At 72.7% G+C, this 18460-nt stretch carries 18 protein-coding genes; 11 read left to right on the forward strand and 7 right to left on the reverse strand.

The features are described 5' to 3' along the window. The first annotated feature begins 24 nt into the window (after nucleotides 1-24). From ACFYSH_RS06460 to ACFYSH_RS06480, 5 genes are all read left to right on the forward strand, one after another. Nucleotides 25-1269 (forward strand): cytochrome P450, encoded by a 1245-nt coding sequence (locus ACFYSH_RS06460; protein ID WP_388751149.1) that lies wholly within the window; start codon nucleotides 25-27, stop codon nucleotides 1267-1269. Further along, entirely contained in the window at nucleotides 1266-2288 is a 1023-nt protein-coding gene (locus ACFYSH_RS06465) for a zinc-binding dehydrogenase (protein WP_388751151.1), read from the forward strand. Before ACFYSH_RS06460 ends, ACFYSH_RS06465 begins: the two co-directional genes overlap by 4 nt. 161 nt (nucleotides 2289-2449) lie before the next feature. After that, nucleotides 2450-3565, forward strand: a complete 1116-nt coding sequence (locus ACFYSH_RS06470; RefSeq protein ID WP_359472655.1) for a winged helix DNA-binding domain-containing protein — start codon at nucleotides 2450-2452, stop codon at nucleotides 3563-3565. 115 nt (nucleotides 3566-3680) lie between these two features. Continuing rightward, complete coding sequence (locus tag ACFYSH_RS06475; RefSeq protein ID WP_388751153.1) at nucleotides 3681-4445, forward strand: SDR family NAD(P)-dependent oxidoreductase; 765 nt, start codon at nucleotides 3681-3683, stop codon at nucleotides 4443-4445. A 103-nt stretch (nucleotides 4446-4548) separates the two neighbouring features. Next, on the forward strand, nucleotides 4549-5778 hold the full coding sequence (locus ACFYSH_RS06480) for a cytochrome P450 (RefSeq protein WP_359472651.1): 1230 nt from the start codon (nucleotides 4549-4551) through the stop codon (nucleotides 5776-5778). Nucleotides 5779-5952: 174 nt separating this feature from the next. On the opposite strand, the gene ACFYSH_RS06485 is transcribed toward ACFYSH_RS06480, so the two are convergent. Next, nucleotides 5953-7377 (reverse strand): alpha/beta fold hydrolase, encoded by a 1425-nt coding sequence (locus ACFYSH_RS06485; protein ID WP_388751155.1) that lies wholly within the window; start codon nucleotides 7375-7377, stop codon nucleotides 5953-5955. A gap of 21 nt (nucleotides 7378-7398) precedes the next feature. Further along, nucleotides 7399-8889: an MFS transporter gene (locus ACFYSH_RS06490; RefSeq protein ID WP_388751157.1), complete on the reverse strand. Its 1491-nt coding sequence runs from the start codon at nucleotides 8887-8889 to the stop codon at nucleotides 7399-7401. 168 nt (nucleotides 8890-9057) lie between these two features. On the opposite strand from ACFYSH_RS06490, the gene ACFYSH_RS06495 reads away from it, so the two are divergent. Both ACFYSH_RS06495 and ACFYSH_RS06500 read left to right on the forward strand, forming a co-directional pair. Continuing rightward, complete coding sequence (locus ACFYSH_RS06495; protein ID WP_359472645.1) at nucleotides 9058-9381, forward strand: 2Fe-2S iron-sulfur cluster-binding protein; 324 nt, start codon at nucleotides 9058-9060, stop codon at nucleotides 9379-9381. After that, on the forward strand, nucleotides 9381-10667 hold the full coding sequence (locus ACFYSH_RS06500) for an NAD(P)/FAD-dependent oxidoreductase (RefSeq protein ID WP_388751160.1): 1287 nt from the start codon (nucleotides 9381-9383) through the stop codon (nucleotides 10665-10667). Before ACFYSH_RS06495 ends, ACFYSH_RS06500 begins: the two co-directional genes overlap by 1 nt. A gap of 473 nt (nucleotides 10668-11140) precedes the next feature. On the opposite strand, the gene ACFYSH_RS06505 is transcribed toward ACFYSH_RS06500, so the two are convergent. Then, a complete protein-coding gene (locus ACFYSH_RS06505) occupies nucleotides 11141-12277 on the reverse strand; it encodes a hydrolase (RefSeq protein ID WP_359472641.1) in 1137 nt (378 codons plus the stop codon). After that, complete coding sequence (locus ACFYSH_RS06510) at nucleotides 12274-12765, reverse strand: SRPBCC domain-containing protein (protein ID WP_388751162.1); 492 nt, start codon at nucleotides 12763-12765, stop codon at nucleotides 12274-12276. Before ACFYSH_RS06510 ends, ACFYSH_RS06505 begins: the two co-directional genes overlap by 4 nt. Nucleotides 12766-12971: 206 nt before the next feature. Between ACFYSH_RS06510 and ACFYSH_RS06515 the strand changes: the two genes are divergently transcribed. The 4 genes from ACFYSH_RS06515 to ACFYSH_RS06530 are packed head-to-tail and all read left to right on the forward strand — an operon-like array spanning nucleotide 12972 to nucleotide 15453. Further along, complete coding sequence (locus ACFYSH_RS06515) at nucleotides 12972-13757, forward strand: SDR family NAD(P)-dependent oxidoreductase (protein ID WP_359472637.1); 786 nt, start codon at nucleotides 12972-12974, stop codon at nucleotides 13755-13757. A gap of 43 nt (nucleotides 13758-13800) precedes the next feature. Then, a complete protein-coding gene (locus ACFYSH_RS06520) occupies nucleotides 13801-14331 on the forward strand; it encodes a flavin reductase family protein (protein WP_359472635.1) in 531 nt (176 codons plus the stop codon). Further along, nucleotides 14328-15257 carry an MBL fold metallo-hydrolase gene (locus ACFYSH_RS06525; protein WP_388751165.1) on the forward strand — a complete coding sequence of 310 codons (930 nt, stop codon included), beginning with the start codon at nucleotides 14328-14330 and terminating at the stop codon, nucleotides 15255-15257. The genes ACFYSH_RS06520 and ACFYSH_RS06525 overlap by 4 nt, the downstream gene beginning before the upstream one ends. A 37-nt stretch (nucleotides 15258-15294) precedes the next feature. Next, nucleotides 15295-15453 (forward strand): hypothetical protein, encoded by a 159-nt coding sequence (locus ACFYSH_RS06530; protein ID WP_359472631.1) that lies wholly within the window; start codon nucleotides 15295-15297, stop codon nucleotides 15451-15453. A gap of 97 nt (nucleotides 15454-15550) precedes the next feature. Here ACFYSH_RS06530 and ACFYSH_RS06535 read toward each other — a convergent pair whose 3' ends face one another. The 3 genes from ACFYSH_RS06535 to ACFYSH_RS06545 all read right to left on the reverse strand — a co-directional run bounded on the left by ACFYSH_RS06535 (nucleotide 15551) and on the right by ACFYSH_RS06545 (nucleotide 18219). Continuing rightward, nucleotides 15551-16009, reverse strand: coding sequence for a nuclear transport factor 2 family protein (locus ACFYSH_RS06535; protein ID WP_359472629.1), 459 nt, complete (start codon nucleotides 16007-16009; stop codon nucleotides 15551-15553). A 100-nt stretch (nucleotides 16010-16109) separates the two neighbouring features. Beyond that, on the reverse strand, nucleotides 16110-17069 hold the full coding sequence (locus tag ACFYSH_RS06540; RefSeq protein WP_359472626.1) for a D-2-hydroxyacid dehydrogenase family protein: 960 nt from the start codon (nucleotides 17067-17069) through the stop codon (nucleotides 16110-16112). 52 nt (nucleotides 17070-17121) lie between these two features. Continuing rightward, nucleotides 17122-18219, reverse strand: a complete 1098-nt coding sequence (locus ACFYSH_RS06545; protein ID WP_359472624.1) for a nuclease-related domain-containing protein — start codon at nucleotides 18217-18219, stop codon at nucleotides 17122-17124. Nucleotides 18220-18460 lie beyond the last annotated feature (241 nt).

The following is an 18460-nucleotide window of genomic DNA, read 5'->3' on the forward strand; positions in this document are numbered from 1 at the left end:
CCGGACGACCGAGGAGGTGTCGAGATGAGTTCCTGCCCCGTCGGCGCTCACGGTGAGCTGCCCGGCTTCCCCTTCCCTGGTTCCGGTTACGACGGTCCCGCCCCGCTCCTGGCACGGCTCGCCGCCGAGCGGCCCGTCCTGCGCGTCGACTGGACCGGAGGCGGTCACGCCTGGCTGGTGACCCGCCACGCGGACGTACGGGCCGTGCTGGAGGACCCCCGCTTCAGCCGGGCGGCCGCCTACGCGCTCGAGGCCCCCCGGTTCAGCGGGCTGTTCCAGGCCCCGCCGGGGATGATCGTCTCGCTGGACCCGCCGGACCACACCCGGCTGAGGGACCTCGCCTCGCAGGCGTTCTCCCCGGACCGCGTCGAGGCGATGCGCCCGCGGGTGCGGGAGGTGGCGGGGAGACTGCTGGACACCCTGGAGAAGGAGGCGGACGGCGGACCCGCCGATCTGGTGGCCGGTTTCGCGGCCCCGCTGGCGATGACCGTCATCTGTGAGCTGCTGGGGGTCCCGGAGGCCGACCGGGACCGGTTCCATTCCTGGGTACGCCGCTTCGCGGACGTCTCGGCCCCCGAGGAGGAGTCCGCCGAGGGCGGCAGGCTGCTCGGCGGCTACATCGCGGAGCTGGTCGCGGCCCGTCTCGGCGAGCCCGCCGACGACGTGCTGTCGGCGCTGGCCTCCGCACGCTCCGGCGAGGACCGGCTCTCCTTCGACGAGCTCGTCGGCCTCGGTTTCACCCTGCTGGGTGCCGGCTTCGACTCGTCGGCGGGCCAGATCGGGAACTTCACCGCCCTGCTGCTCGCCCGGCATCCCGAGGTGTGGCGCAGGCTGGGCGAGGAGCCGCGGGAGGTCCCGGCCGCCGTCGAGGAGTTGCTGCGCGTCGTCAATCTGAACGGCAACGACACCTCGGGCCTGCCCCGCATCGCCCTGGAGGACGTGAGGATCGGCGGGACCACGGTGCCCGCCGGTGACGCGGTGTTCCTCGCCTTCGTGACGGCCAACCGCGACCCGGACGTCTTCCCGGAGGGTGCGCGGCCCGACTTCGGCCGCTCCGGCAATCCGCATCTCGCGTTCGGGCACGGCATCCACCGGTGTCTGGGCGCCCCCCTGGCCCGGCTCGAACTGGGCGTGGCCCTGGAGGAGATGACCCGCCGTTTCCCCGACGCCCGTCTCGCCGTGCCGGAGTCCGAACTGCCCTGGCGTGCAGGTGACGTCAACCACAACCTGTCCCGTCTTCCCCTCCACCTGCGAAGGAGCACCGCATGACCACCGATCAGCTGCCGGCGACCAGCCGGGAGGTCCGCCTGGCCTCCTATCCCGAGGGCGAGGTGACCCTCGACCACTTCGAACTCGCCGAGTCGGAGCTCGCCGAGCCCGGCGAGGGCCAGGTCGTCGTCCGTAACGACTGGATGGCCCTGGGATCCGTCGCCCGGGACCAGATGAATCCGCACACCACTCTGCCGATCCCGGTGTTCCAGCCGGGTGTCGCCATGTGGGGCCGGACCGTCGGGACGGTCGTACGCTCCCACAGCTCCGATCTCGCCGTCGGTGACCTGGTGGAGCACTTCTCCGGCTGGCGCGACTACGCCGTGGGGACCGCCCACGAGTTCTTCCGGCGCGACCGCTCCCTGCTGCCGTCCTCCGAGTACTTCCTGTCCCAGGGCCCGACCGCGTGGCACGGCATGGCGGAGACCGCGCAGGTGAAGGAGAGCGACGTCGTCTTCGTCTCCGGCGCCACCAACGGCGTCGGTGCGCTGGCCGGCCAGATCGCCAAGCTGCACGGCGCGGCGAAGGTCATCGGCAGCACCGGCTCCAAGGAGAAGATCGACTTCCTGGTGCAGGAGGTCGGCTTCGACGCGGCCTTCGACTACCACGACGGTCCGGTGGCCCGACAGCTGGCCGAGCTGGCTCCCGACGGCGTGGACGTGGTGTTCGACAACGTAGGCGGCGATCAGTTCGAGGCGGCCGTGCAGGTCGCCTCCCGCGGTGCGCGTATCGCCCTGTGCGGGGTGCTGGCCGGCCAGCACGGCGACGACGGCGGCAGCCCCCGGCTGCCCCTGATGTCGGCGATCACCAAGGACCTCACGCTGCGTGGCTTCGCCACGATGCACACTCCGGACCAGATCGACGGCTGGAACGCCCGGTTCGGCGCGTGGCTCGCGCAGGAGAAGATCGTCTTCCCGCACACCGTGGTGGAGGGCGGGGTCCCCGCGCTTCCCCAGGCCTTCGTGGACCTGCTGGCCCGTCGCTACAGTGGCACGGTCCTGGTCAGGCTCGGCGGCTGACACGCCCCCGCACGGCCGGCCGAGGACGCCGTCGGTGTCCGGGTCCCACGGACCCGGGGCACCGACGGCGTCGCCGCGTGTCCGCGCACCACGGCGCACGGACCCGCCTCGCTCCCCCTCGACGGACTCCTCCCACCCGCACCCTTCAGAAGAGGACGGTCATGGCCGCACCGGGCCCGGACGTACTGGACCGCAGACAGCTCAACCGTGCTCTGCTGGCACGTCAGTTACTCCTGGAACGTGCACAGACGGGCGCCGTCGAGGCGGTGGAACACCTGGTCGGCATGCAGGCCCAGGCGCCCGACCCGCCGTACATCGGCCTGTGGACCCGGCTGGCGGGCTTCCGGGCCGCGGACCTGTCCGACGAGGTCCGCGGCCGGTCGGTCGTACGGCTGGTGCTGATGCGCGGGACCATCCACCTGGTCTCCGCCCGGGACTGCCGGCGGCTGCGGCCGGTGCTCGCCGCGTCGCTGGAGCGTTCACTGAGCGGCACGTTCGGGCGGAAGCTGGCGGGGCTGGACCTCGCCGAGGTCGTGGCGCTGGGCGTGGAGACCCTGGAGAAGGAGGCCCTGACCCTGGGTGCGCTGGGCACCCGGCTCGCGGAGCGGTGGCCGGACCGCGACGCGTTCGCGCTGGCCAACGTCGTGCGCAACCTCGTGCCCCTGGTCCAGGTGCCGCCCCGCGGCCTGTGGGGCGAGAGCGGCCGGGCCGCCCACACCACGGCGGCGGCCTGGCTCGGCCGGGAACCGGACACGGCTCCCGACGCGGGCGCCGTGGTCGAGCGGTATCTGGGGGCCTTCGGGCCCGCCTCCGTCAAGGACATGCAGACGTGGTCCGGCATGACCCGGCTGGCCTCCGTCGTCGGGCGGCTCGGCTCGCGCCTGCGGGTGTTCCGCGACAGCGAGGGGCACACGCTGTACGACCTCCCCGACGCGCCGAGGCCCGAGGCCGGCACCCCGGCGCCGGTGCGCTTCCTGCCGGACTTCGACAACATCCTGCTGTCGCACGCCGACCGCTCCCGCATCATCTCCGAGGAGCGGCGCAGGCACGTCTTCACCCGGAACGGACTGATCAGGCCCACCTTCCTGGTGGACGGGTTCGTCGCCGGGATGTGGCGCATCGACCGGGAGCGCGGGGCCGCCCGGCTGGTCCTTCAGCCCTTCGCGCCACTGCCCCGCGCGGCGCGGGACGAACTCGCCGAGGAGGGCGGGCGTCTGCTCTCCTTCGCGGCGGCGGACCGCTCGTCGGCCGAGACCGTGTTCGCACCGCTTCCCTGAGCGTCCCGGCGGACGCTCCGCGTCCACTCGACCGGCGCCCCAGCCCGGTTCGGTGTACTGGCGACCCGGCCCCCGCCGCCCCGCCCGCACCCACCGGCCGAGAGAGGGAACTCCCATGTCGGACCAGCTTTTTGCCGATCGCACCGTCGTCGTCACCGGAGGAGGCACCGGCATCGGCCGGGCCTCCTCCCTGGCCTTCGCCGGCCTCGGCGCCCGTACCGTCATCATCACCGGCCGCCGCGAGGATCGGCTCGCCGAAGTCGCCGCCCAGCATCCGGCCGTCGTGCCCGTCACCGCCGATGTGACCACCCAGGCCGGGGCGGAGGCCGTCGCCGCCGCCGTGAAGGACCACGGCGGCGCGCTGGACGTCCTGGTGCACAACGCGGGCGTCTTCCGCTTCACCCCTCTCGCCGCCCTGGACACCGACACCGCGCGTGAGGTCCTGGACACCAACGTCCTGGGACCGGTGCTGCTCACCCGCCAACTGCTCCCGCTGCTGCGCACCCCCGGCGGCAGCATCGTGCTGGTGTCCAGCCGGGGCGGGCACAACCCCGGCCCGGAGAGCTCGCTGTACTCGGCGAGCAAGGCGGCCGTGCACAGCTTCACCCGCAGCTGGGCGTCCGAGCTGGCCCCGCAGGGCATCCGGGTCAACGCCGTCGCCCCCGGCTTCGTACGCACCGAGGCCTACCTGGCCAACGGCCTCTCGCCGGAGCAGGTGGAGGGGCTTTTCGCCGGTGTCGCGCAGTCCGTGCCGCTCGGCCGGATCGCCGAGGCCGACGAGATCGCCACCTGGGTGACCCGCCTCGCGGAACCTTCCGACTCGCTCGTCACCGGGCAGATCCTCACCCTGGACGGCGGCATGGACGTGGCAGCACGCTGAGCGCCGTACGTCTCCACCCGCGCACCGCAGGAACAGCCGCACAGCCGTGCGTCGCACCACCCGCGTGTCATGACCTTCACGGACCGGAGAGGATCGATCCCCTGTGACCATCAGTGACCTCGAGTCAGCTGCCCCCGCCGAGGCGGAGGCGGAGACGTTCCCGTACAAGCGCCAGTGCCCGTTCACTCCCCCGCGGGCCTACACCGACATGATCGAGAAGGACGTCTCGCAGGTCACGCTGGACGGTTCCGGCCTGCGCATATGGACGGTGACGGGGTATCGGACGATACGCGAGCTGCTCACCGACCCGCGACTGAGCGCATCCCGCAGACACGACAACTTCCCCTTCTACTTCGTCGCACCACCGGAGTACCGCACCGAGACCTCGTTCATCGGTTACGACGGCCAGGCCCACAGCAACACCCGGCGCAAGGCCGCGCTCACCTTCACCCACCGCCAGGTCCAGCGGCTGCGGCCGCGCATCGAGGAGATCGTCGACGATCACCTGGACCAACTGCTCGCGTCGGAGGCACCGGCCGACTTCCACCGGATCTTCTCGCTCGCCGTGCCCATGACGGTGATCTGCGAACTGCTCGGCATCCCGCAGGACCAGCACGAGTTCTTCATCAAGCACGGCACCGCGCTGCTCGGCGGGCACAGCTCCACCGAGGAGCGGCAGGCCGCGATCGTCGAGGTGAACGCGTACATCAGCGAGCTGATCCAGCTGAAGAAGAAGGAGCCCGGCGAGGACCTCCTCAGCCGGGCCATGGCCGATTACGAGGCCTCCGGCGAGGAGTACACCGACCGGGATCTGTTCAACATGGTCCGGCTGCTGATGAACGGCGGTCACGAGACGACCGCCAGCCAGATCTCGCTCGGCACGGCCTGCCTGCTGGAGAACCCCGACCAGCTGGAACTCCTGATCAACGACCCCTCGCTGGTCAAGCCCGCCGTGGAGGAGCTGGTGCGCTTCGCGACCATCGGCGACACCGCCGTGCCGCGGGTCGCCCTGGAGGACATCGAGGTGGCCGGCCAGGTCATCCGCAAGGGCGACGGCATCCTCTGCCTGGGCCTCGCCGCCAACCGCGACCCGGACGTGTTCCCCGAGCCGGAGAAGCTCGACATCCGGCGCGGCAGCCGCAAGCACCTCGGCTTCGGGCACGGCGTCCACCACTGCATCGGCGCGGACCTGGCCCGTCTGGAGCTCGAGATCGTCTGGAGCAAGCTGTTCCAGCGCGTTCCGACACTCAAGCTGGCCAAGCCCTTCCTGGACATCCCCCGCAAGGAAGGCGCCGTCATCTACGGCCTGTGGGAGCTGCCGGTCACCTGGTGACCGGACGGCGCCGACCGCGTGCCGGCGCGAACGACGAGGGCGGTGCCGTCGAACGGTGACGGCGCCGCCCTCCGCCGTGCACCGGGGGAGGTACGGACGCCGGCCGGCAGGACCGGCGCGGTACCACGAACGCCCGGCCGGGCGGCCCGGCCGGGCGTTCGTGGTGCCGCGTGCCTACACGTCCGCCGGGATGTCCGGACGCGGGGTCCTGCCCGGGCAGGAGGAGCGCGCCGGCGGCAGCGTGCCGTCGACCAGGTACCGGTGGACCACGGCGTCCACGTGCGGGTTGCCCCCGAGCACGTACACCTCGTGTTCCCCGGAGTCCTCGACCGTGAGCAGGTGGTGGCCGAGCAGCTCGGCCATGGCCACCCCGCCGTCGTAGTGGTCCATGGGGTCACCGTCGGCCTGCACGACCAGGCCCGTCGGATAGCCGTCGCGGGTCAGCGCGACCGGCTCCTCGGGTGCCTCGAAGGCACGGAAGGCCCCTACCCACGGCGAGGCCCGCAGGACCCCGTAGCCGTACGGGAAGCGTTTCCGGAACTCCCGCATGTCCTGGTAGTAGACCTCCAGGTCCGACGGCCAGGAATGCTCCAGCGTGATGGCCTCCAGGACGCCGATGCGCAGATCGCCCTCGGCGTCCGCTGGCCGCCATGTGCCCTGTTCGGCGAGCAGTTCCCGGCAGGCGTCCGGGTCGCCCTCGCCCGCCGCCCGGCGCACACCGGCGACCAGGACGGCGAGCCTGGCCCACTGTCCGCGGTCGGCCGCCCGGTTGCCCACGGCCCCGTCGAACAGGGTCCGCAGCCGTACGGCGTCCTCGGGCAGCGCCTCCAGAGCGGTGACCGCCTCCTCGACGGTGGTGAGCACCTGCTCGGCCGATGCCCCGAGCCCGAAGCTGCCGTGCCGCAGGCCGGCCCACCGCGCCCACAGGTCGACGTTGCGCCGCACCGCGTCCCCCTGCTGGAGGAACTGCTCGCGCCACGTCCAGTGCGGGCCCACGCAGGAGTCCAGCACCAGCCGGTCCAGGCCGCCGGGGAAGAGGCTGCCGTAGACGGCGCCCACGTAGGCGCCGTACGCGTAGCCGACGAAGCTGATCCTCTCCTCACCCAGCACCGCACGGATCACGTCCATGTCCCGGGCGGTGTTACGGGTGCTGATGTGCGGGCGCAGTTCCCCGCCGCCCCGCGCGCAGGCCTCCTCGCGCAGCCGCATGTCCTCGGCCAGTCCGGCGAAGGCGCCGTCCGGCGGACGGGAGTCGAAGGGCTGTGCGGGGACGGCGACTTCGGCGTGGAGCCGGGTGGAATCGCCGATGCCCCGCGGGTCGAAGCCGATCAGGTCGTAGACCTCCTGCAACGGCGTGCCGGCGTAACGGTCGGGCAGGTCCCGGCCCTGGCCCCAGTCACCGCCGGGGCCTCCGTCGACCGCCAGGAGCACACCACGCCGCCGCGCCGGATCGGTGGCGCGGCGGCGGCTGAGTGCGAGCGTGATCCGCTCGCCCTCCGGGTCGGTGTAGTCGCGGGGCACCTCGATCGTCGCGTGCTCGACCGGGTCCTTGTCGGGTGCGGGCGACCATCGCAGTCGCTGTGTGTGGAACTCGCTCACCACCGCGAACCTCCGTTCTCGTCAGGCTGCCACCTTCTCGGTGTCGCCTCGAGGGGAACTGGACTGCTTCCGGACCGGCACGAAGAGTGCCGCCACCAGCCCCGCGACGGCGAGGATCCCGGCTCCGGTGAGGGCCAGGCCGTATCCGGAGGCGAGCGTGTCGGTGCGTGCGGCGCCTTCCGCCGCCCGGGCGTCGATGCGCGCCGCGGACAGGGCGGCCAGGGTCACCAGGCCGACGGCACTGCCGAGCTGCCGCGTGGTGTTGAGCAGTCCCGAGGCCAGGCCGGCCTGATGTGCGGGGAGCCCGGCCGTGGCGGCGTTCGTCGTGGCGTTGAGCACGGCGCCCATGCCGAGGCCGAGCAGGGTGGCGGGCACGAGGACGTCGCCGGTGTAGGTCGATCCGGCGTGCAGCGCGGAGAGCCAGAACAGCGCCGTGCCGGAGAGCGCGAGGCCCCCGAGCAGGATCGGGCGCGGGCCGGCCCTGGGCACCAGGGAGGCGACGCCCCAGCCGCCCAGCGCGATGCCGAGCGAGAGGGGGAGGTAGCTCAGCCCCGTGCGCAGCGGGCTGTAGTGGAGCACCTGCTGGAGGACCAGGGTGAAGAAGTAGAACGTGCTGAAGAGGGCCGCGATACCGAAGAAGGCCACCAGGTTGGCGGCGGCGACCGAACGGTTGCGGAAGACGCCGAGCGGGACGAGGGGATTCTTCGCGAACCTCGCCTGGATCACCAGGAACGCCGCGAGCAGCGCCAGACCGCTCAGCAGCGGGCCGAGCACCCGGGCGGAGCCCCAGCCGTACACATGGGACTCGGCCACGCCGTACACGGAGGCCATGAGGCCGAGGGTGACCGTCAGCGCGCCGGGCAGGTCGAGCCCGCTTCCCGTGCCCGTCCGGCGGGGGCGGGTCTCCGGCACGACCCAGCGGACCGTGGCGAACAGGACGAGTCCGATCGGCGCGTTGACCAGGAAGATCCAGCGCCATGAGAACCACTGGATGATCACACCGCCGGCCAGCACCCCGATCGCTCCGGCGGCCCCGGAGACGGCGCTCCACCAGCCGAACGCCCGCGCGCGTGCCGCCGGTTCGGTGAAGGTGGTGCCCAGCACGGTGAGCGTGGCAGGCGCCATGACGGCTGCTCCGAGGCCCTGGAAGGCGCGGGCGAGCACCAGGGTCACCGGTGCGTCCGCGGCTCCCCCGACCACGCTGGCCAGGGTGAACAGGCCCACGCCGAAGAGGAGGACGCGGCGCTGGCCGAAGAGGTCGGCCAGTCTGCCCCCGAGCAGCAGGAAGCCGCAGACCACCACCGTGTAGGCGTTGTTCACGAGCTGGAGGTTGTGCTCGTCGAAGTGCAGGTCGTCCGCGATGACGGGCAGCGCCACGTTCACCACCGAGGCGTCCAGCACGTTCATGAACTGGCCCAGGCAGCAGGCGGCGAGGACGAGGGGCAGCCGACGGCCGGTGCCGCGCCTGCCGGGTGGGGAAGCCGAGTCCCGTGTCCGATCGGTCACTGTCATGCGGGCACGCTGCGCCGCCCCGATGGACCGGGGATCGACCGGCGGTAGCGCCTCGGTCGAGCCCGCCGGAGAGGTCGAGAGTCGCTCCACCGTGCCTGCAGGGAGCTGTCGCAGAGTCCGGTGCCGTATCTCCGCACGGCCGGCCGACATTCCCTGGGAGGGCTCGCGATGGCCAAGATCACCTACTCACATCCGAACGGAACCGTCACCGTTGTCGACGTCGAGGCCCCGAACACGGTCATGCGCGGTGCGAAACTCAACAACGTCGACGGCATCGAGGCCCAGTGCGGCGGTTCCGCCCAGTGCGGCACCTGCCACGTGTACATCGACCCGGCGAACACGCTGCCCCTGCCCGAGATGGACTCCGTCGAGGACGACGTGCTGTACGGCACCGCCTGCGAGCGCTCCGACTTCAGCCGGCTGAGCTGCCAGCTGCCGGTCTCCGACGCCATCGACGGGCTGCTGGTCCACCTGCCCGAGGCACAGAGCTGATGGCCACCGACTCCGTCGTCGTGGCGGGCGCGGGCCAGGCGGGGTTCGACACCGCCGCCGCCCTGCGAAGCCGCGGGTTCCGGGGGCGTATCACCCTGATCGGCGACGAACCGGACGGGCCGGGCCGGCGGCCTCCGCTGTCCAAGGGATACCTCGCCGGCACGGTCCTCACCGAGGAGATCGCACTGCGGCCGCCGTCGTTCTACACCGAGCAGGACATCGAACTGATGGCCGGCCACCGGGTCGCCTCGATCGACCGTGAGCGGCGGACCGTACGGCTGGAGTCCGGGCTGCGCCTGCCCTACGGCACCCTCGTCCTCGCGACGGGCTGCCGGCCCCGCACCCTGCCGGTGCCCGGCGCGTCCCTGGCCGGTGTGCTGACGCTCCGCGACCTGGCCGACGCGGAGGACCTGCGGCTGCGGCTGACCGGTCCCGCGCGCAGGATCGTCGTGGTCGGCGCGGGATTCATCGGCCTCGAGGTCGCGGCCACCGCCCGCCGGCTCGGTCACGAGGTGACGGTCGTGGAGGCGCAGCCCCGGGCCCTGGCCCGGGCGTCGACGCCCGCGATGTCCGAACGGGTCGTCGCCGAGCACCGTGCCGCCGGGGTCCGGGTCCTGCTGAGCCGCGAGGTGACGGCGCTGTACGGCGACGACTCGGGCCGGGTCCGGGTGATGGAGCTGGACGGCGGCGAGCGGATCGCCGCGGAACTGGTCGTGGTGGGCATCGGCGTCGTGCCCCGCGCCGAGCTGGCGCTGGCCGTGGACCTGACGGTCGGCGACGGCATCGTGGTGGACGAGCGGCTGCGGACCGACGACCCTGACATCTACGCGCTCGGCGACTGCGCCCGCTTCCCCAGCCCGCACGCGGGCCGTCACATCCGCCTGGAGTCAGTGCAGAACGCCACCGACCAGGCCCGGTGCGTGGCCGCCACGATCTGTGGTGAGCCGACGCCGTACACCGCGGTACCCTGGTTCTGGTCCGAGCAGTACGCTCTGCGGCTGCAGATGGCGGGGCTCACCGCCGAGCACGACGAGACCGTGACCGTGGGCGACGTCGAGGGCGGACGCTTCTCCGTCTTCTGCTTCAGGGACGGGCGGCTGGTCGGCGTCGAGTCCCTGAACCGCCCCGCCGACCACGCGATCACCCGTCGGCTGCTGGCAGCGGGCACGGTTCTGTCGCCCGGCACGGTCCGGCAGCCGGGCTTCGACCTCAAGACCTTCACCCGTCCCCCCTCCTCCGTCCGGAGCCACGCACCCGCCCAGGAAAAGCAGACCGCCCCTGTCTGAGACCACGCCGGCGCCACCGGGGCGGGCGGGACGAGTGCGCCCCGGTTCGCCGTGAACGGCTTCCGGAGTGACAGGAGTGACGGCACCTTCACCTCCTACGTCACCCACCCGCCGGGTCCGCCGGGCGCCGTACCCCGGCACGGTCGGGGCGCTTCGCCTGGGGACCGGAATTCCGGCACCCACTTCACGGTCCAGGAGCACGGCGGCCCCCTCAGGGCCCGTTCCGTGTCGAGGCCATGGCCACCCTGGGGCCCCCTGGCCGGGTCACGACGGCCGGCGGTCTCCGGGGCACCTTCGCTCTCACGCTCCGGCCGCTGCCGGGCGCGCGCCGTACCCGGTCGAGGCCGGCGTACGTACCGCGGACGGAGGCCGAGGTGCCCGCGACCGGGGCCGGTCGGCCATGACGTCGCCGATGCGGAAGGAGGCGCCCGGGGTGTCCCGGACGCCCCCACCCGCTCTCGCGGCGGACCCGCCTACTCGGCGGGGCCGAGCAGCACCGCCGAGTAGTTCTTGCGGGCCGCCGTGTCGTACTGGAGCGCGACATGGCTGGTCGCGGAGGTGATGTCACGCCAGAACCGCTGCAGCGCGTGCCCCTCACCGAGCCCGCCCGTGCCGGCCGCGCCCACCAGGAGCGCGACCGCCTCGCGCAGGCTCTCGGCGGCGTACGTGGCGTTGCGCTCGTTGCGCGCCATGTGCTCGGGCGTGAACAGGCGCCGGTCCAGGACCTGGGCGTTCTGCTCCACGAGACCGCGGGCCGCGTCGATCCGTCCGGAGGCGCGGACGAAGGTCAGCTCGGCCGTCTGGTTCCGCCGCCGGCCGGTGACCGATCCGGCGGCGGCCTCCAGGGCCCCGGCCGCGGCGCCGACCACGGGGGCGATGAAGGTGAGACCGCCGACGGCCTGGAACGGCACGTTGTGCGCGGGCACTCCGGACGTGGTGTTGCGTCCGGTCAGCATGTCGGCCCGGTCGAAGGACAGATGGGCCGGCACGAACACGTCGTCAACGACGACCGTATGGCTGCCGGTGGCCCTCATGCCGACGCTGTCCCAGGTCTCCAGCACGCTGTACGAGCCCCGGGGCAGCGTGAAGAAGCGCAGCTGCGGCGGGCCCTCACCGCCTCCGACGGCGGCACAGAGCATGACCCGGTCGGCGAAGTCGATCCCGCTGACGTACGCCCACCGGCCGGTGACCCGCCAGCCGCCGTCCACCGGTGCAGCCCGCCCGGCGGGCATCAGTCCGGTCGCCACGACCGTGTCGGGGCTGTCGCCCCACAGTTCCTGGTGGCCCTCCTCGGGCAGGTGCGCGGCGAAGCGCGCCGAGTAGGCGGCCAGCGAGGCGCACCACGCGGAGGCGGCACAGCCCTGGCCGACGGAGACGACGGCACGGGTCAGCTCGTCGAAGGAGCCCTCCGCGCCGCCGAACCGCGCGGCGACGAAGTGCCGGGCGAAGCCGGCCTCCCGTATCGCGTCGGTGACCTCGTGGGACAGGACGCGTCCGGTGTCCGCGTCGCCCGCGTGCAGGGCTGCCAGCAGGCGCAGCCGGTCGGCCGCCTCGACGAGACCGGTTCCCGCGGCGGCCGGGGCCTCGACGAGGCCGGTGTCGACGCTCATGCCCGGGCCCCGTCCGCGACGGCCTGGGCGAAGCGCTCCAGGGTCTCGCCGGGGCTCGGCCCGTCCAGCGCCTTGAAGATCCGCTCGGCACCCGGGCCGTGCTGATCCAGCTCGACGTGGGCGAGCGACACCTTGGTGTGCTCCGCGTCGACGGCCTCGAAGTCCACCTCGATCCGGCTGGCGCCCTCGTCCGTGGGGATGGACTGCCAGTTGGGGTCGATCCGCCAGGTCATCGCCACCCGTCGGCCCGGCACCCACTCCAGCACGCGGCCCCACGCGATCTCGGTGCCCTCCACGTCCCACTCGTAGTACCGCCCGCCCACACCCGGCTCGAAAGCCAGGCCGGCCCGCTCCTCGCGCACCAGGATGTGGCTCGGCGGCCACCAGTCCGCGGGGCGCTCGGTGAAGACCTTGAAGCAGTCGTCGGGCGTCGCCGCCACGGTCACCGACTTCCTGACATCGGGCAGGGTCTGCGTCTGCTCGGGCACGGGGCCTCCTCGCTCCAGCCGGGTGTCCGCCCGGTCGCCGCATCGAATGAGGACCACGCTGACCCCTGCGCCTAGGCCCTGTGTCGAGTCCAGCTCGAACAGGTGCCGTCCACCCCGGCTCCACCGCCGTCCGAGAACCCCGCAAGGGGGCGGGCCCACCGTCGAGCCGACGCGGACCGGAGCGGGACGAGCGAGGGGAGAGCACGATGACAGACGCGGGACGACGAGTTGCCTTCGTCACCGGGGCGACCAGTGGGATCGGCCTGGCCGTGACCGAGCTGCTGGCACGGCAGGGGATCGCGGTGTTCGGCGTGGCACGCGACGCCGAGAGCGTACGCACCGTGGTCAAGGAGCTGCGCGAGGAAGGCCTGGAAGTGGCCGGAACCGTGTGCGACGTGACCTCGCCGGAGCAGATCAAGGAGGCGGTACGGACCGCGGTCGCGGAGTACGGGCGGATCGACATCCTGGTCAACAACGCGGGCCGGGGTGGCGGCGGTGTGACGGCCGAGCTCGCGGACTCGCTCTGGGACGACGTGATCGAGACCAACCTGAACGGCACCTTCCGCGTCACCCGCGAGGTCCTGAGCACCGGCCTGATGCGGGACGGCGACTGGGGAAGGATCATCAACATCGCGTCCACGGGCGGCAAGCAGGGCGTCGAGCTCGCCGCGCCCTACTCGGCCTCCAAGCACGGTGTCATCGGCTTCACCAAGGCCGTGGGCAAGGAACTCGCCCCGACCGGGATCACCGTCAACGCCGTCTGCCCGGGCTACGTCGAGACCCCGATGGCCCAGCGCGTGCGCCAGGGCTACGCGGGCCACTACGGGGTGAGCGAACAGGAGATCCAGGACAGGTTCAACGCGAAGATCCCGCTGGGCCGTTACTCCACACCCGAGGAGGTCGCCGGCCTGGTCGGCTACCTGGCCTCCGACGTGGCCGCGTCGATCACCGCGCAGGCACTCAACGTCTGCGGCGGACTCGGTAACTACTGACGACGACAGCCCAGAAGGCACGAGCAGAAACGGAGTACCTGACATGACCGCAGGCGCACTGCTGGCCGAGCCCGACGTGGCCGCCTTCCGCACCGCGATGGGCCGCTTCCCGACAGGAGTCACCCTGCTCACCCAGGGCAGCGGGGACGACACCATCGTCATGACCCTCAACAGCCTGACGTCGGTGTCGCTCGACCCGATGCTGATCCTGGTGTCCGTGAAGGCGGACGGCCGGATGCGGCCGCGGATATCGCGCGCCGGAAGCTTCGCGGTCAACGTACTGACCGCGTCGCAGCGCGACCTGGCGCAGGAGTTCTGCCGCCCCGACCGTGCGGAGGGCCGGGCGGCGATGCTGCGGCTGTCCGCCGAGGAGGGTGTCACGGGAAACGCCGTGCTGCCCGACGCCGAGACGTACGTCGAGTGCGTCCTGGACGCGGAGTACGCCGCCGGGGACCACACCCTGCTCGTCGGCAGGGTGGTCGCCCTGTCCGGAGGGCTGTCCGCCCCGGACCCGCTCCTCTTCCACCAGGGCCGCTTCGGCCGGCTGCCCGCCACGACGGAGGCGGCCGCATGAGCACGGCCACGGCCCCGGGCCTGGCCCCGCCCGGCTCGCTGGTGCGGGTCGCCGACGGCGTGCACGCCTTCGTCCAGCCCGAGGGCGGCTGGTGCCTGAACAACGCGGGTCTGGTCGTCGGACGGGAGTCCGCCGTCCTGGTGGACACGGCGGCGACGGAGTCGCGTACCCGCCGGCTCCGCGAGGAGGTGGCCCTGATCGTGCCGGGCGGCCCGGACTACGTCGTCAACACGCACTTCCACGGCGACCACACCTTCGGCAACGGGCAGTTCGCCCCGCGAGCGGCGGTCGTGGCCCACGCCGGGACCCGGGCGGACACCGCGGAGGCGGGCCTCGGCCTGCGCCACCTGTGGCCCGACGTGGAGTGGGGCGACACCCCTCTGACACTGCCCACACTCACCTTCCAGGACGAACTCACCCTGCACGGAGGCGGGCTGCGCACCGCACTGATCCATGTGGGACCCGCCCACACGGCGAACGACGTCGTGGCGTGGGTGCCCGAGCGCTCCGTCCTGTTCACCGGCGACGTGGTCTGGTCCGGAGTGACCCCGTACGTCCTGATGGGGTCGGTGAGCGGTTCCCTGAAGGCCCTGGACCGGCTGCGGGCGCTGGAGCCCGCCGCGGTGGTCCCCGGGCACGGACCGGTCGGCGGCCCTGAGCTCATCGACGCGACCCGCGCGTATCTCGTCCGGCTCCAGGAGCTGGCGGCGGACGGCCTGCGGCGCGGCGTGGACCCGCTGCGGGCCGCCCGGGAGGCGGACCTCGGTGCGTTCGGCGACCTGCTGGACCCCGAACGACTGGTCGGCAATCTGCACCGCGCGTACGCGGAACTGGAGGGCCTCGCCCCCGGTGCCCGTATCGATGTGGCGGCCTCCTTCGAGGAGATGGTCGCCTTCCACGGTGGGCTGCCGGCCTGCCACGCCTGACCGCACCCCACCCCACATCTCGAAGGAGAACTCGTCGATGGAGACGATGCTGCTGGACCCCGAGACGGTGGAACCGCCGCCCGCTCCCCTCGCCGCCCTGTCCCTCGCCGTCGTACCCCTCTGGGTACCTCTGCTGCTGGCGGGCGACCCGGACGACGACGGGAGTGAGCCGCACATCTGCCGGGGCATCGACTGAACGGCTGCCGGGACGACGACCGGCACATGGACGAGGGGCCCTGTGCGCAGGGCCCCTCGTCCATGTGCCGGACACCCGGGCTGAACGGGACGCCCGCTCAGCCGGCGGGCGGAGCGACCGGGGTGTCGCGGTGGATGACCCTCGACCGGGTCAGCAGCCGGCCGTCGACGCGCACGAGCACGTCGTCGACGGTGAACGTCGGCTGGAAGGCGACCTTCCCGTCGCGGTCGGTCTGGGTGACCAGCGTGTAGTACGAGACACGCAGGGTGTTCCCGTCCATGGCGTCGGGCTCGATGATCAGGTGACCGAACCAGTGGCGTACGGCGATGTCCCGGTAGCGGGGCAGATTGGCCCGCATCCCGGCGACCATCTCCGTACGGCCGCTCTGGCGGTTCCCACCCGCGTGCACGACCTCCCCGTCGTCCGTGAACGTGTCGGCGAAACCCTCGATGTCGAGGGCGTCGACCCGTCGCATCTGCTGGGCGTAGAAGGTCTGCACCTCCGCGTACAGATCACCCGTGACCTGCTGACGGAGGGTCCCGACCGGCTGAGACATGGCGAACTCCCTTCGCGGCGGCGGCCCTCACGGCTGCCCGCCATCACCATCAGGCTGCCGGGCGCGGCTGCAGCCCCGCTGGAGAGGCGCTCGCGGTCGCTCAGCCCAGCCTGCGGACGGGCTCACCGTCGAGGTAGGCGCGGATGTCCTCGACCGCGTCCCCGTAGTACGCCGCGTAGTTGGCCTGCGACACATAGCCCAGGTGCGGGGTGGCCAGGAGGCGCGGAGCGCTGCGCATCGGATGGTCCGCCGGAAGTGGTTCGACGTCGAACACGTCGACGCCCGCCCCCGCGATGGCCCCACGGCGCAGCACGTCGAGCAGCGCGTCCTGGTCGACGATCGCCGCCCGGGAGGTGTTGACCAGAAAGCTGCCCGGCCGCATCAGCGCGAGCTCCTCCGGGCCCAGCAGCCCGCGCGTGCGGTCGCTCAGCACCAGATGCACGGAGACGAAGTCACTGGTCGCCAGCAGCTCGTTCAGGGACGCGGCGAGGCCCGCCCCGGCCTCTTCGGCCCGCTCGGCGGTCAGGTTACGGCTCCAGGCCACCACGTCCATGCCGAAGGCACGGCCGACCGTGGCGACCCTGGTGCCGATCTTCCCCAGCCCGAGGATCCCGAGCCTGCGTCCGTACAGATCGGCACCGACGGTCGACTGCCAGGGGCCGCCCGTCCGCAGGGAGTCGGCCTCGGTCACGATCCCGCGCGCCAGTCCGAGCAGCAGCGCCCAGGTCAGCTCGACGGGCGGGGTTGACGTGCTGGCGGTGCCACAGACGGTGACCCCGTGCCGCTCGGCGGCGGCGTAGTCGATGGAGGTGTTGCGCATGCCGGAGGCCACGAGCAGCCGGAGCCGGGGCAGCCGCTCGATCAGCGTGGCGGGGAACGGCACCCGTTCCCGGAGGGTGACGACGATGTCGAACCCGGCCAGCCGCTCGGCCAGTTCGCTCTCGGTGGCACAGTGCTCGGCGAAGCTGACCACCTCGACGTCGTCGGCGACGGACGACCAGTCGGCGGCGGTGGCCGCCACGGACTGGTAGTCGTCGAGCACGGCACAGCGGAGTCTCATGGCATCTTCCCTTGCTTTGAGTACCGGGGAATCTACCGGCCGTGTCCCGGGCTCACGCGCCCAGCCAGGCCTCCCCGTTGCGCGCGACGTCGTAGACCCGCTCCACCTGGGTGGCGGTGAGGACGCCGGTCAGCGGTGCCAGTGCGGCCACCTGCCGCTCTCGGCAGACGCGGACCCCGGACGGGGTGGCGGCCACCTCCAGCGCGGCGACGCCGGTGAACACCAGCACGGTCTGTACGGGCACCTCGAAGGTGCAGTACGCCTCCAGCGCCGCGCGGGCCCGCCGGGCACCGGGGTGGCCGTCGAGCTCGTACGGCTGCGGGTCGCCGTCGTCGATCCGCAGCGTGCCGTCCCCGATCCGTACCGACGTGCCGGGGCGGTGTTCGGTGGTCACGGCGAACACACCGCCGGGCCCGATGAGCAGGTGCCCGATCTCGGAGCCGTCCGGCAGGGGCACGGAGTGCAGGACCCGCCAGCCGTGCCGGGTCAGCCGCTTGAGCTCGGCTCCGACCCGCCGCTCCCCCGCGAGCGCGCCGCGGCGCGGGTCCGCGTCCTTGTGCCGCCGCAGCGCACCGGTGGCCGCCCGTACGAGCGCCCCGGTCCCGGATTCGCCGAGCTGCTCCCGGAGCCCGGCTCCCGGGCGCCGCGACGAGAGGTCACTCGCGGGGGTCAGCGCGGGGAGCACGGCAGGCCGTCGCCGCTGCGGCTGCTCCTCCGGACCGGCCGACGGACCCGGCGCGGACACCACGTCCGGCGCCACGTCCGGCACCGTCTCCGGTGCCGGTGTCGTCACCGGTGCCGTTACCGGGGGCGGGACAGCCTCCGGCACCGGGGCCGTCTCCTCCACCGGAACCGCTTCCCGCACGGGTACGCCCCGCTTGCGCATCCCCCTCATCGGCGGGATCCGCGGGGCCGTGGGCGGGGTCCGAGGCGCGGGCGGCCCGGCCGGGATCTCCTCACCCACCAGGGCCGGCAGGTCGGGGACCTGGCGCGCGAGCGCGTCGGTCACGGCGTCGCGGTAGCGCGGGTGCAGCACCGTGATCGTGCCGCTGCCCCGGTCCGCCCAGCCGATGGCGGTGCCGTCCGGCAGGTTCACATAGAGCCGGTCGTGCCCGAAGAGCTGCCATGACGTGACGTTGAGATCGTGCATCGTGCCCCCTCTGTTCACCCTCCGGCTTCCATCCTTCTCCCAGCCTGTACCGCCGCCGCGCGCCCGCACAGGGCGCAGAGCGGGCGCGCGGAGTCGGGGACACGGCGTTCCGGTGCGGCCCGGGCCCTGTGTGCCCCGGGCTGCTCCGGCACCCCGGTCGGACCAGGGGGAGGCCCGGTGCCGGACAGGCGTCCATCATGGTCCGCGCTTCGTCCCTGACCTTGGAAACGGTCGTTTCGTC

This window comes from Streptomyces sp. NPDC005791 (assembly GCF_042871485.1).
Classification (GTDB): domain Bacteria; phylum Actinomycetota; class Actinomycetes; order Streptomycetales; family Streptomycetaceae; genus Streptomyces.

Bases quoted from the DNA above. Each gene is read 5' to 3' on its own strand.
- ACFYSH_RS06500 (WP_388751160.1), top strand. From the start codon at position 9,381: ATGGCCACCGACTCCGTCGTCGTGGCGGGCGCGGGCCAGGCGGGGTTC.
- ACFYSH_RS06540 (WP_359472626.1), bottom strand. From the start codon at position 17,069: ATGAGACTCCGCTGTGCCGTGCTCGACGACTACCAGTCCGTGGCGGCC.
- ACFYSH_RS06465 (WP_388751151.1), top strand. From the start codon at position 1,266: ATGACCACCGATCAGCTGCCGGCGACCAGCCGGGAGGTCCGCCTGGCC.
- ACFYSH_RS06515 (WP_359472637.1), top strand. From the start codon at position 12,972: ATGACAGACGCGGGACGACGAGTTGCCTTCGTCACCGGGGCGACCAGT.
- ACFYSH_RS06525 (WP_388751165.1), top strand. From the start codon at position 14,328: ATGAGCACGGCCACGGCCCCGGGCCTGGCCCCGCCCGGCTCGCTGGTG.
- ACFYSH_RS06470 (WP_359472655.1), top strand. From the start codon at position 2,450: ATGGCCGCACCGGGCCCGGACGTACTGGACCGCAGACAGCTCAACCGT.
- ACFYSH_RS06460 (WP_388751149.1), top strand. From the start codon at position 25: ATGAGTTCCTGCCCCGTCGGCGCTCACGGTGAGCTGCCCGGCTTCCCC.
- ACFYSH_RS06545 (WP_359472624.1), bottom strand. From the start codon at position 18,219: ATGCACGATCTCAACGTCACGTCATGGCAGCTCTTCGGGCACGACCGG.
- ACFYSH_RS06535 (WP_359472629.1), bottom strand. From the start codon at position 16,009: ATGTCTCAGCCGGTCGGGACCCTCCGTCAGCAGGTCACGGGTGATCTG.
- ACFYSH_RS06475 (WP_388751153.1), top strand. From the start codon at position 3,681: ATGTCGGACCAGCTTTTTGCCGATCGCACCGTCGTCGTCACCGGAGGA.
- ACFYSH_RS06530 (WP_359472631.1), top strand. From the start codon at position 15,295: ATGGAGACGATGCTGCTGGACCCCGAGACGGTGGAACCGCCGCCCGCT.
- ACFYSH_RS06505 (WP_359472641.1), bottom strand. From the start codon at position 12,277: ATGAGCGTCGACACCGGCCTCGTCGAGGCCCCGGCCGCCGCGGGAACC.
- ACFYSH_RS06490 (WP_388751157.1), bottom strand. From the start codon at position 8,889: ATGACAGTGACCGATCGGACACGGGACTCGGCTTCCCCACCCGGCAGG.
- ACFYSH_RS06495 (WP_359472645.1), top strand. From the start codon at position 9,058: ATGGCCAAGATCACCTACTCACATCCGAACGGAACCGTCACCGTTGTC.
- ACFYSH_RS06520 (WP_359472635.1), top strand. From the start codon at position 13,801: ATGACCGCAGGCGCACTGCTGGCCGAGCCCGACGTGGCCGCCTTCCGC.